Source organism: Pseudoalteromonas sp. J2K-J031 (assembly GCF_058197095.2).
This window is the reverse complement of sequence record NZ_CM200280.1, coordinates 1-12,874: the sequence shown is the minus strand read 5'-3', so window position 1 is coordinate 12,874 and position 12,874 is coordinate 1. Positions and strand designations below refer to the sequence as shown.

Annotated in this window: 9 protein-coding genes; 3 read left to right on the top strand and 6 right to left on the bottom strand. The window is 36.6% G+C overall.

The features are described from left to right. Positions 1-4: 4 nt before the first annotated feature. A complete protein-coding gene (gene ydiJ, locus AC3KZC_RS17355) occupies positions 5-3,043 on the bottom strand; it encodes a D-2-hydroxyglutarate dehydrogenase YdiJ (protein ID WP_490577219.1) in 3,039 nt (1,012 codons plus the stop codon). A gap of 142 nt (positions 3,044-3,185) precedes the next feature. Between ydiJ and AC3KZC_RS17350 the strand changes: the two genes are divergently transcribed. After that, complete coding sequence (locus tag AC3KZC_RS17350; protein WP_490577218.1) at positions 3,186-3,395, top strand: PGPGW domain-containing protein; 210 nt, start codon at positions 3,186-3,188, stop codon at positions 3,393-3,395. Between the two features lie 41 nt (positions 3,396-3,436). Here AC3KZC_RS17350 and ppsA read toward each other — a convergent pair whose 3' ends face one another. Further along, the gene (ppsA, locus tag AC3KZC_RS17345) at positions 3,437-5,836 is read right to left on the bottom strand and encodes a phosphoenolpyruvate synthase (RefSeq protein ID WP_490577217.1); all 2,400 of its coding nucleotides are present in this window, start codon (positions 5,834-5,836) and stop codon (positions 3,437-3,439) included. Positions 5,837-6,111: 275 nt separating this feature from the next. On the opposite strand from ppsA, the gene ppsR reads away from it, so the two are divergent. Beyond that, a complete protein-coding gene (gene ppsR / locus AC3KZC_RS17340) occupies positions 6,112-6,921 on the top strand; it encodes a posphoenolpyruvate synthetase regulatory kinase/phosphorylase PpsR (protein ID WP_490577216.1) in 810 nt (269 codons plus the stop codon). A 29-nt stretch (positions 6,922-6,950) separates the two neighbouring features. On the opposite strand, the gene AC3KZC_RS17335 is transcribed toward ppsR, so the two are convergent. The 3 genes from AC3KZC_RS17335 to AC3KZC_RS17325 form a co-directional block, all read right to left on the bottom strand. Beyond that, a complete protein-coding gene (locus tag AC3KZC_RS17335) occupies positions 6,951-8,306 on the bottom strand; it encodes a class II 3-deoxy-7-phosphoheptulonate synthase (protein WP_490577215.1) in 1,356 nt (451 codons plus the stop codon). Between the two features lie 74 nt (positions 8,307-8,380). Then, complete coding sequence (locus AC3KZC_RS17330; protein ID WP_490577214.1) at positions 8,381-9,127, bottom strand: ATP-binding cassette domain-containing protein; 747 nt, start codon at positions 9,125-9,127, stop codon at positions 8,381-8,383. After that, the gene (locus AC3KZC_RS17325) at positions 9,127-10,110 is read right to left on the bottom strand and encodes a FecCD family ABC transporter permease (RefSeq protein WP_490577213.1); all 984 of its coding nucleotides are present in this window, start codon (positions 10,108-10,110) and stop codon (positions 9,127-9,129) included. Before AC3KZC_RS17325 ends, AC3KZC_RS17330 begins: the two co-directional genes overlap by 1 nt. 191 nt (positions 10,111-10,301) lie before the next feature. On the opposite strand from AC3KZC_RS17325, the gene AC3KZC_RS17320 reads away from it, so the two are divergent. After that, complete coding sequence (locus tag AC3KZC_RS17320) at positions 10,302-11,177, top strand: DNA replication terminus site-binding protein (protein ID WP_490577212.1); 876 nt, start codon at positions 10,302-10,304, stop codon at positions 11,175-11,177. Between the two features lie 72 nt (positions 11,178-11,249). Here the strand turns inward: AC3KZC_RS17320 and AC3KZC_RS17315 are convergent, their stop codons facing one another. Then, positions 11,250-12,464 carry a replication protein A gene (locus AC3KZC_RS17315; RefSeq protein WP_490577211.1) on the bottom strand — a complete coding sequence of 405 codons (1,215 nt, stop codon included), beginning with the start codon at positions 12,462-12,464 and terminating at the stop codon, positions 11,250-11,252. Between the last annotated feature and the right edge of the window lie 410 nt (positions 12,465-12,874).

The window sequence follows — 12,874 nt, the reverse complement described above, 5'->3', positions numbered from 1 at the left end:
GGCTTTATAAAGCCTCAGCCAAAAATTCAATTGGGTGTTTGGCTTTTTGTTTTTCAAAACGCTTTATTTGGCTTCGACAAGAAAAGCCAGTTGCTAAAATAGTTTCTATTTTTTTATCTGCAATAATCGGTTGCCAACTCATTTGATATAACTTTTTTGAGTTTTCCTGATTTTGTATTTCATGGCCATACGTACCTGCCATACCACAACATCCTGTTGCTGGAGTATTTAACTGATAGCCAAGTTGCGAAAAAATAGTTTTCCAAACATGTGTTGCTTGCGGCAGCGCGGTTGTTTCGGTGCAATGACTTAGCAAAGTTAAAGTTTGGTCTGATTTTTTACGTTGTGACGAAACTGTTTGAGTAGCCAACCATTCGTGCGCTAACAATACTGAAAAATTCCCGCGTTGTTTATTTAAGATACTATGGTATTCATCGCGATAACACATTACTAAAGATGCATCGAGTCCCACGAGAGGAATATTTAATTGGCTAATTTGATTTAAAAATTCAGCTGCGTTTTGTGCTGTTGTTTTAAATTCCTTTAAAAATCCTTTCACATGTTGCGCTTTACCATTGGGCTTAAAAGGTAAAACAAAAACATGTTTGTTCATTTTTTTTAGTAAAATAACAAAGCTTTCAACTAGCTCGGCTTCATAAAAACTAGTGAATGGATCTTGGACGATTAAAACTGTTTGCTGCTTTTGTGCGTCACTTAATTGCGATACTTTTTCAAAATCAAATTGCTCATTTTGAATTAGCCTTTGAGCAAGCGTTGGCTGACTTAAAATTGGGGTATCTACATACCCTACTGATTGTGTAATTAGTTTTTGAACTACTGAGTTTTTCAAAAAAGGGTTGATTAACCACGAAAACTTCGCCATCAGAGGCGCCGTTTTTTCAATATTACTGACAATATAATCTTTAAAAGGTCGGTTATAGAGGCTGTGATAATAATTTAAAAATCGAGCGCGAAACGTAGGCACATCAACCTTAATTGGGCAGGCTGTCGTACAGGCTTTACAAGCTAAACATTCATCCATTGATTTTTTAACTTCATGATTAAAATCATAGAATTGTTTTACTTTATTTTTATCGTTACGACGACGCATAAACCAATTTGTTGTTTTACCGTCAATTAAATCTTGTTCACTTTTTAAAATATCGATATTTTGTTCGCTTTGTAACCGCAACCATTCGCGCATTAATGTCGCTCGCCCTTTTGGGGAATGGCGTCTATCGCCCGTTGCTTTATATGACGGGCACATTGGTGACGCTTCATCGTAATTAAAACATATGCCATTACCATTACAATTCATCGCGTTTTCAAAACTAGTTTTTATTGGGGTTGGGATTTGTCGATCGAACCAAGCTCTTTTTTGACCGTCAACACTCACTAACTGCGCATTGGTATCAAGGGGTGTACAAATTTTACCTGGATTAAAGCGGTTTTGAGGATCAAATACGGTTTTTATTTTTCGAAGTTGTAAGAATAAGTCATCACCAAAAAATGCTGGGCCATATTCACTGCGGTAACCTTTTCCATGTTCCCCCCACATTAATCCACCATACTTGGCTGTTAACTTAACTACTTGATCAGAGATAGTTCGTAATAACTTTTCTTGAATTGGATCGCACATATCAAGTGCTGGCCTTACATGTAAAACACCAGCATCAACATGACCAAACATACCATATTGCAGATCATGACTGTCTAATAATGCTCGAAATTCAACAATAAAATCAGCTAAGTTCTCAGGAGGTACGGCGGTATCTTCTGCGAAGGCCAGTGGTTTTTGTTGTCCTTTGGTATTGCCCAATAAGCCAACTGATTTTTTACGCATAGTATAAATTTTTAAAATATCAGCTTTATTCGTGAGTACTTGATAGCCGATAATGCCATCTTGTTGCTGGATTATTTTTTCATCGAGTTGCTGACATAATGTCACAACTTTTGCGTCCATGTCTTCTTGGCGTTCTGCATTAAACTCCACCATATTGAGTCCAAGCATTACTTTATTTGGAACATCGGTTATTAAGTCCGATACTGAATGCCACACTATATCTTCACGGGCTAAGTTAAGGACTTTACTGTCAACGGTTTCAACAGAGGTTGCATGAGCCGAAACTAAAAAAGGTGAGTTACGCAGCGCAGAATCAAAACTATCATATTTGATGTTGATTAAGGTTTTAAAAGTGGCAATTGGTGTAATATTTAATTTTGCTTCTGTCACTATACCGAGCGAGCCTTCAGAACCGGTGATCAGACGAGATAAATCAAATTTTGTTAAATCAGAATTTAAAATATGTTCAAGATCGTAGCCGGTTAAAAAACGATTCAAACGAGGGAATTTAGCTAAAATATCCGCGCGTTTTTCAATGCCAATTGCTAACGCTGTTTGGTAAATAGTGCCTATCATACCCGGTTGTGCAGCTAGCTTTTGTGCGTCTTCTATCTCAACTTGCTGGGTACATAATTCTTCACCTGTGATTAAGCTAGTTGTTAAACCTAAAACATGATCACTGGTTTTGCCGTAAACAAGCGACCCCTGACCTGATGCGTCTGTATTGATCATCCCGCCAATTGTTGCTCGATTACTAGTTGATAAATCGGGTGAAAAGAAAAAACCAAAAGGTCTAAGATAGTCATTTAACTGATCTTTTATAACACCGGCTTGCACTTTAACCCAGCGTTCTTCGATGTTAATTTCAATGATTTCTCGCATATATCGCGATAAGTCAATCACGATCCCTGGGGTTAAAGACTGACCATTAGTGCCTGTACCGCCACCGCGCGGGCCAAAGGTTAAAGACTGAAACTCAGTGTTGTTGGCTATTTTTAGCGCTAGATTGATATCAGCTTTGTGTTTTGGAAATAAAACAGCTTGAGGGATTTCTTGATAAATGCTGTTATCAGTTGCGGTGACTAATCGTGTGCTATAACTGCTATCACATTCTCCGGCAAAACCTTGTTTGGTTAGCTGTTGAATATAAGTATTGATTAGCTCAGGTACGATTTTCTCTTGATCAATTATTGCTATCATGACGGCGTTTATTTGTGACTGCTTGTGGGCATTATAACACGGGTTTTTACTTTGAAAATTAAGCCATTGATGTTTTGTAACATCATTTAATACTTTGTAAATTCTTAGTTGTTATACTCAAATAAACATGGAGTGAATAATTATGAAAAAAACGATTTTTACCTTTTTAGCAATTGTATGTCTCTTACTCGGGCTGATTTTTATAATCGTGCCTGGACCGTCATTATTATTGTTTATGGTGGGCTTGGTATTGTTGTCTTTTTATTATCCTAAAGCTCGGGTTTACCTAAAACACTGTCAGAGTTTGTTTCAGCGTTCATGCCGTGCACTAGATAAAGTTTTGCAAAAATAAAAAGGGAGCTCTTAAGCTCCCTTTGTGCAAAATAGTAAAACTTATTTTTTAAGCTGTTTTGCTAAATACAACCAAGTTTCAAGTACTGTGTCAGGATTTAAAGAAACAGAATCTATGCCCTGCTCTACTAACCAGGCAGCAAAGTCTGCATGATCTGAAGGACCTTGACCACAAATTCCTACATACTTACCTTTAGCTTTTGCGCTTTGAATAGCCATTGATAGTAACTTTTTGATTGCAGGATTACGTTCGTCAAATAAATGCGCGATTAATCCGGAGTCACGATCGAGCCCTAAGGTTAATTGGGTTAAGTCATTAGAACCAATCGAAAAACCATCAAAATGCTCTAAAAACTCATCAGCTAATAAGGCATTTGAAGGAAGTTCACACATCATAATTACTTTTAGACCATTTTCACCACGTTTAAGTCCATGTTCTTCAAGTAATTCTATGACACGCTTCCCTTCTTCTAATGTGCGTACAAATGGGATCATGATTTCAATATTTTTCATGTCCATTTGATTACGAACGCGTTTAATTGCTTCACATTCAAGAGCAAAACACTCACGGAAGTCATCAGAAATATAACGCGCAGCTCCTCGAAAACCGATCATTGGGTTTTCTTCTTCTGGCTCATATTGGCGACCACCAACAAGGTTGGCATATTCATTTGATTTAAAATCAGACATACGCACAATTACACGCTCTGGTGCAAATGCACAACCAAGCGTTGCAATACCTTCAACCAATTTAGCGATATAAAATTCTACAGGTGATTCATAACCCGCAATCATATCGTTAATCTCGGCTTTAATTGCATCAGGCTGTTTATCAAAGTTGATGAGTGCTTTTGGATGAACACCAATCATACGGTTAATGATAAATTCTAAACGGGCTAAGCCAACGCCTGCATGTGGTAAACGTGCAAAATCAAAAGCACGCTCAGGATTACCAACGTTCATCATGATTTTCATTGGTAATTTAGGCATTTCATCAACACGTGAGGTGATAACTTCGTGTTTTAATTCGCCTTCGTAAATGAATCCCGTGTCACCTTCAGCGCATGATACGGTGACATTTTGACCATTTTTGATTAAATCGGTTGCATTACCACAGCCCACTACCGCTGGAATGCCGAGCTCACGTGCAATTATTGCAGCGTGACATGTACGGCCACCACGGTTGGTGACAATTGCAGCTGCACGTTTCATGATTGGTTCCCAATCAGGATCTGTCATATCGGTCACTAAAACGTCACCGACTTGTACTTTGTCCATTTCAGAAATTGAGTTCAGTACACGTACCACACCCGAGCCAATCTTATGACCTATTGCCCGACCTTCAACGATAACATTCGATGTTTCATTTAGTTGGTAACGCTCCATCACATTGGTATCTTCGTTAGAGCGCACAGTTTCTGGACGCGCTTGAACTATGTATAACTTACCGTCGTTGCCATCTTTAGCCCACTCAATATCCATTGGGCGGCCATAATGCTTTTCAATGATAACAGCTTGTTTTGCAAGCTCCATCACTTCTGTGTCTGTAATTGAAAATCGATTGCTACGCGCAGGCTCAATATTCACAATTTCAACTTGCTTACCGTGGCTTAAATCTGATGAGTAAATCATTTCAATAGCTTTAGAGCCAATGTTACGACGTACTACCGCTGGCACATTCTTAGCTAGCGTTGGTTTATGAACATAAAATTCATCAGGATTAACAGCACCTTGTACAACCATTTCGCCTAGGCCGTAGCTTGATGTAATAAATACAACGTCTTCAAAACCTGACTCAGTATCAATACTGAACATAACACCTGAAGATGCTTTATCAGAACGTACCATGCGCTGAATGCCTGCTGATAATGCAACACCACGATGGTCATAGCCTTGGTGTACACGATAAGAAATGGCACGGTCGTTAAATAAGGAAGCAAAGACGTGTTTTATTGCAATCATCACTGCATCTAAGCCACGTACGTTTAAAAAGGTTTCTTGTTGGCCAGCAAAAGAGGCATCTGGCATATCTTCAGCAGTAGCTGAAGAGCGTACTGCAAAAGAAACATCAGCGTGTGAATCACCATGCAAAGTTGCATAAGCTTGTTCAATTGCTTGATTTAATTGTGGTTGAAATGGAGTGTCGATAATCCATTGACGAATATTGGCACCCACTTGTGCGAGTTTATTAACATCGTCTACATCTAATTTATCGAGTACATCATAAATTTTAGCATTCAAGCCTGATTGTTCTAAAAAGTCATTAAATGCCAATGAAGTTGTTGCAAAACCACCTGGTACTTGTACGCCTGCGTTTGCTAAATTTGAAATCATTTCACCTAAGGAAGCATTTTTTCCGCCAACGCGCGGTACATCATGCATGCCTAATTCTTGATACCAGAGAATGTATTCTTGAGAGAGAGTAGTACTATTTGAAATCATTTAATATTTCACTATATAGTTAAAGGGTTAAAATAAATCACATGCTTGTTTAGTTATTTTAATCAATCCCTAGATTTGAACGGGGTTAATAAAGCTTTGCCACTTAATTAAGTTACTTTTAAAGACTTAGTAACTTTAGTAAAGATTAAATAAACCTTCCATAAAGCGCACCCTAATTCTACACTGTGCCACATACATACGTAAACAGACGTATTAAAATTAGCAACTTGTAATTAAATACTCATGCATATTTTTTGCATGATTAAGGAGAATTTGTGCGCACTGCTTTTTATATTTCAGACGGGACAGCCATTACAGCTGAAGTGTTTGGTCATGCAACACTGTCACTGTTTCCTGTTGAATTTAAACATATAACGATACCTTTCGTAGAAACGCTCGAAAAAGCACTTGAAGTAAAAGCACAAATTAATGCCTGTGGACGCGGTTCGGGTGAAAAGCCGTTAGTTTTTTTTACTTTTGTAAACCCTGAATTATCTGACATTATCAATACATCGGATGCAAAATGTTATGATTTCTTAAATACTATCAGTGGGCAAGTTCAAGCGGAGCTCAATGTTGCGCCTGTTCCTCGTACACATCGCACGCACAGCATTCACGAAAAAAATTACGACTTTAGAATAGATGCTGTTAATTATGCATTAGCGAATGATGATGGTGCGAATTTAAAAAATTATGATGAGGCCGATATCATTTTAATAGGTGTAAGCCGATGTGGAAAAACACCAACTAGTTTGTACTTAGCACTTCAATATGGAATAAAAGCGGCAAATTACCCTTTTACCGAAGATGACATGGATGAATTAAAGTTACCTAAAGCGCTGGTTCAACATAGGAAAAAATTGTTTGGTTTAACTATCGATCCAGAGCGATTAGCTGCTATTAGAAATGAACGTATGGCTAATTCACGTTACGCTTCACTTAGGCAATGCCGGATTGAAATTAGAGAAGTCGAAATGTTATATAAAAACCATAAAATTCCATACTTAAGTTCTACTCACTACTCTGTTGAAGAAATATCTGCAAAAATTATTGCTGAAACAGGATTAGAAAGGCGAAAGTATTAATGAAAAAGGCACTTTACAGTGCCTTTTTTTTATCGATTATTTCTTGCGTCTTTGAGTAAATCTGCGACTAAGAAACCGAGTTCTAAAACTTGATCGGCGTTTAATCGAGGATCACATTGTGTACGATAACGCTGGGCCAAATCATGTTCTGATAGGCCATATGCACCACCCGTACATTCCGTCACATGTTGACCAGTCATTTCTAAATGAATACCACCAGGATATGAGCCTTCTGATTTATGGACGGCAAAGAACTGGCTAATTTCACGAAGAATATTATCAAAGCTGCGCGTTTTATAACCGTTATTTGCTTTCTCTGTATTGCCATGCATTGGATCAGAACTCCAGACTACCTTACGACCTTCCTCTTGTACTTTACGAACAAGGAGTGGTAATTTTTCTGGCAGGATATCAGCACCCATTCGAGTGATCAGTGTTAATCGACCTGGGATATTATTAGGGTTAAGTGCATCAATCAGTTTGATTAAATCATCAGGCGTCATACCAGGACCCACTTTAACGCCGATTGGGTTTTGAATGCCTTTAAAAAACTCAATATGAGCGTGGTCAAGTTGACGGGTGCGCTCACCAATCCAAACAAAATGTGCTGAACAATCATACCAATCACCTGACAGGTGATCACGACGTGTTAAGGCTTCTTCATACCCTAGTAACAGCGCTTCATGCGAAGTATATAAATCAGTTTCTTTAATGCATGGTGCATTGGTCGAGTTAATCCCGCAAACTTCCATAAACTCTAAAGAGTCTTGAATACGTTCAGCTAAACGTTGATATTTTTCTTTGAGGGGGTTTGCCGCTACAAAGCTCATATTCCAGCGATTAACTTGATGTAAATCAGCAAGGCCGCCTTGAGCAAAGGCTCTCAATAAGTTTAATGTAGCTGCACTGTGGTGATATGCCGTCATCAAACGTTGTGGATCTGGAATACGTGATTCTGGCGTAAAATCAAAGTTGTTTATGATATCACCACGATACGAAGGTAAACTTACACCATCGATGGTTTCATAATCAGTTGAGCGAGGCTTAGCATACTGGCCAGCCATGCGAGCGATTTTTACAACTGGGCATTTACCACCGTAAGTTAAAACCACAGCCATTTGCATGATAGTTTTGAATGTGTCACGAATATTTGCAGCATTAAAGTCAGAAAAAGATTCTGCGCAATCACCACCTTGTAATAAAAATGACTTTCCTTCACAAACAGAAGCGAGTTGTTTGTATAAACTACGGGTTTCCTCAGCAAAGACCAGAGGTGGCACGCTATTGAGTTGTTTTTCTACTTCAGTTAATTTTTCAGCATCAGGGTATTCTGGCTGCTGTACAATTGGTTTTTGTCTCCAACTGTTTGGGTTCCAATTTTCCACGTTATCTTCCTCATTCCTATAACCTAGGCCTTGAATTTACAGGTCTTGCCGTAAAATTCAAAGTAAAAAACACCTTAAATCCCATTTATTTGTTTAACCCCGTCATTTTCTATAGTTATTGCTTTTTCAGGGATACCAAAAATGGACTTTATTTCTTCTATTGAAATGCAAGAAGCTTCTTCATACTGTGCATGAAGTTTGCCTTTATTGATTAAGATACACGACTGATTTGAACGTAACGCAAAATTTATTTCATGATGACTGATCAGAACACAACAAAAACTTTGCAGTTTGACTAAAAAGTTATTAAGCCAATATCGATGTTTTATATCTAGGCCCGTGTAGGGCTCGTCGAGTAGAATAATATAGTTATTTAACATTGTGATGTTTATAAATACGCGTGCTAATTGTGCCCTTTGAAGCTCGCCCCCAGACAGCTGGTTGACCGACCTCTGTAATAAATATTGTAGGTCTAGCCCTACAATAATCTCCTTGTTTAAGGTTTCTTCTAAATCTAAATTTGGATGTGCAATTTCAAGCATTTCAAGCACGGTAAGGGAAAAATGTATGTGCTGTTTTTGCATTAAATATCGTCTTATATCGATTAATTGTGCAAAATTAAAAGGAGTAACATTGATATCCAGTAGCGAAACTTCCTGATTATTTGTTGTAGATAAACCACTAATGATATCCAACAAGGTGCTCTTGCCTGCACCATTTGGCCCTATAAGATGATGAACCCCTGCATTGAGATGTAATTTTTCGACCGTAATCCTAAAATTGTCACTTGTTTGCTTGTTTAAGTTTTTAATTTTAAGCATCAGAGCCCTTGATCCTTAAAGTGTTTGTAAAGTATAAATAAAAATAGAGGCCCACCAATTGTGGTCGTGACTAAACTTAAAGGTAATTGCAATGGTGTCATCGTTCTAGATAACCACTCAACAAACACCATACATAAAGCGCCATTAATGATAAGGCTTGGTAGCAATACCTTATTGTTATGCCCTATTAGAAATCGAGTTGCATGGGGTATTAATAACCCTACAAAGGTTAGGATCCCGCCTAAAGTCACCGAAGCAGCCGTTAAAATACTTGCAACAATAAGCATTTTTTTTCTGAAATGTAATACATTAACACCATATAACTGGGCATTTTTTTCGCCTAGATATAAGCAATTTAGCGCTTTTGTTTGCGATAAAACATACCCAATTAAAGGCGCAACAATAATGCTAATGATGGATAACTGTAAATAGCCCACATGTTCAAAGCTTCCAAGCATCCATAAGCTAAAACTTCTCAACTGATCGTTATTTGTATAATAAACTAACCAACTAGTGATGGCTGAAGTGATTGTGGTTAAGCAAATACCGGTCAGGATCAATGACGCGCTTGAATAGCTGCCAATTCGTTTTGCTATGTTAAAAACAATATATATTGAAATACAGGCACCAGTAATTCCAAATAACAGAATAGAGAACACATCATACTTTAAGTTGTAATAAACGAATATCGAAGCACCAAGTACAATAAATAAAGATGAAAAGCCACTCACACCAAGTAAACTCGGTTCTGCTAAAGAGTTTGAAAGCATCACTTGATATATATGCCCCGCCAAAGATAAGGATATACCAACAATTACAGCGGTTAATATTTTTGGTAACCTTAGTTCGAATGCGACAATTTGATCTATTTTGGATAAGTGAAATAGATCTAAACTTTCACTATGAATTCCTCCATAAACTAAAGACATTATTATTACTATTATTAAAGTTAAAGCACTCGCTCCTATTTTCCGCTCGACCAATTAATATCCTCCAAGATAAAAAAGGTTATTGTACCAATAAATAAATTATCCGTCTCCCATAACAAAGAACACATCATACTTATCTAAATAATAAAGTTTTATCTCAAAAACTGAGTCAACTAATAAAAGGAATTTACAAAAACAAGATTGGTTGAGATACTCACTTTTTAAATTTTGTATGATGTGTTCTTATGAGTCTTAAATTATCTATCCATAGTCAATTTGACTTGATTATTGAATTAACTCACCACTTAATTGAAGAGATCAATAATCTTGAAACTGTACATTCTAGTTACTTTCAGTTACCTGGTGTTTTAGCTCAAGATGAAAATGAATGTCGTGCACATATTCCTGTTACACCTTTTAAAGGCACAGTTGCCTTACCATATATTAAAAATGCTTATTTAGATGTTTTTAAAAATCATGATATGAGTGGTCGTGTATTAACTCGCCATCCTGGCATTCTAGTAGTTAATACTGATAATCCTGATGCATTAATTAAGCGTATCAACCAAATTAATAACGCTAAAATAGATTTTAAAAACTTCATTTTAAGTTTAGGTAATAATGATGCCAGATTTAATGCTGTACACGAAGCAATCCCGAATGTCATTACTCTTGCTGTGTACCGCCAAATTCATTATGAAGTTAATTCGCCCTATTCAATTCGTTTTACTTGGATGCATAAGCATTCAGTTAAAACATTTACTAAACAAGAAGCCTTAGTACTTTTAAATAATTCTGAACATTTTGGCTGTGTTAACAAAATTAACGAAGAGGCTTGGCGTGCAATGGTAAATCAAGAACAATTAAGAGTTGCGGCTTTGCCAGACAAACAAGTTCTTAGAATTAGAAGGCCTACGCCTGTCAGCCCCCAAGTTAACGTACGCTTTAATGCTACTCATCGTTATCATGTAAGTGCAGCATTACCTTTCATTGTTATAAATCCATCGCCCGATTTAAAACTAGGTAACTTGCCAGATTATAATAAACCGACTCAACATCCAAGGAAACTAGAAAAACAGTTTCTAGTCGATCGCCTTTATTTGGAAGCTCTAAATAATTAATAAAAAGGGCTTAATTATGTTAAATTAAGCCCTTTTTATTTTTTAAGCAATTAGGTAAGTATTTAGATACTGTTATTTAGATACAATTTCCTCTAACTGATCACCATCAATCGTCAGCGCCTCTTCAACAATTCGCTTACCACTTTGAATTTCTAAACGTTTATTTTGCTTATTTAATGCTAAAATTTCTTCACAAAATTGCTCTGATGGATGCATTTCATAGGTATAGTCGACAATATTTCCTGTTTTATCATCTTTAACATTTACGATTGTGTAATCAGAAATAACCGATTTATTGATTAAATCTTTCATTGTCGTTGTCATATCACGTCGTAAAGCTTTTAATTTATTTTCTGTAATAACATCATTAGCGTAAATAGAGCCATATTTTTCCATAATCGATAATAATCTAAAATGATGAGTTTTACCCGGAGCTGCATAGCGCCATAAATGGTAAAGCCTTAACATCATCCAGCGACTCAATCCCCGTTTTAGTTCTTGAGCACGGTTAAAGTAGTAACCTTTGTAATCTAAGTTATCAATCATGTTATGCACAAATGCATTAAGGCAAGCCACACATTTTACATTCCCCCCCTGACCTTTTTTTCCACTAAAGTGTAAAGAAGATAGGAAGTTCATATTTGATTCATAAAATGAATCATCAACGTTGGTATTTTTTGTATCTATTGCCGTATATTTAAAAGAGAGTTTAGAGCCTTGTAACGCTTCAAGTGATTCTTTAATTTGTGGAAATGGCATTGATTGACCGACACCTTTGAGTTCTTGTGCCAATTCATTCATTGAAAAAACAACAGCGTATTGTATTCCCGACTTAAAGTTTATTTTTACAATTTTTCCTTTTGAAGCCAGTCGTATTAACGCACGTTCAACTTTTTCTTCACGATCAGAAGGCCAAACAAGATATTCTCTTTCTTCACCTTCTTCACGAGAACTGACGACTGCAGGTGTTATTTTTATTTCACCATTATATTGAATACCATCAATTTTTTCAGAAATTCGTCGTGTTACGATAGTTCTCTTAGGCGCTTCTTCAACCGGTAATTTTTTATGCCCAGAGCGAACAAATCGCCCCCAAAGATCATAATGATTAAACGTATTTGAATAAGCTCTTAACGCATGGCTAGAGTTTTCAACAGGCACTCGAACATCTTTATTATCGGTAAAAAGGGCTAAGCTCTCATTATCATTAGCACTTTCGACTCCATGTATTTGGCCTCTCAGTGTATCTGGTAGGTTTTCAACAGAAATCTTTACCTTGCTCGACATTGTTTTTTCCGTATAGTTTTAGCTGACGTTGTATAACAACACATAATTTCAAAAAAGTTAATTACTTATGTTAGTAAAAAAGTGATCCGAAATAAAAAACTAAAAATGGATCATTATTTAACTAACAAAGATTATTAAATCGCTCTTTTTACAATTCAATAGATCATGTTCTTACTAACACTGGTTTTACAGATCACTTTAATACTAACTAAAAGCTCTTATTTTGTCTTTTACGGCTTAATTTTGTATTTTTATTAACCACAATTCGAAATAAAATAGCTTTAGTTAGTAAAAAAGAGATCTGAAAACTTAGTTTTAAGCCCTTTAAACCTATCATTGTTGATAACTCATATTCTTCTTAGTAAGGATCAGATCTAAAGTAAGTTAAGATCTGATCTTTATTAACCTAC

Excerpts from the sequence above, each read along its gene's own strand:
- ydiJ (WP_490577219.1), bottom strand. The coding sequence starts at position 3,043 with ATGATAGCAATAATTGATCAAGAGAAAATCGTACCTGAGCTAATCAAT.
- AC3KZC_RS17350 (WP_490577218.1), top strand. The coding sequence starts at position 3,186 with ATGAAAAAAACGATTTTTACCTTTTTAGCAATTGTATGTCTCTTACTC.
- ppsA (WP_490577217.1), bottom strand. The coding sequence starts at position 5,836 with ATGATTTCAAATAGTACTACTCTCTCTCAAGAATACATTCTCTGGTAT.
- AC3KZC_RS17330 (WP_490577214.1), bottom strand. The coding sequence starts at position 9,127 with ATGCTTAAAATTAAAAACTTAAACAAGCAAACAAGTGACAATTTTAGG.
- AC3KZC_RS17320 (WP_490577212.1), top strand. The coding sequence starts at position 10,302 with ATGAGTCTTAAATTATCTATCCATAGTCAATTTGACTTGATTATTGAA.
- AC3KZC_RS17315 (WP_490577211.1), bottom strand. The coding sequence starts at position 12,464 with ATGTCGAGCAAGGTAAAGATTTCTGTTGAAAACCTACCAGATACACTG.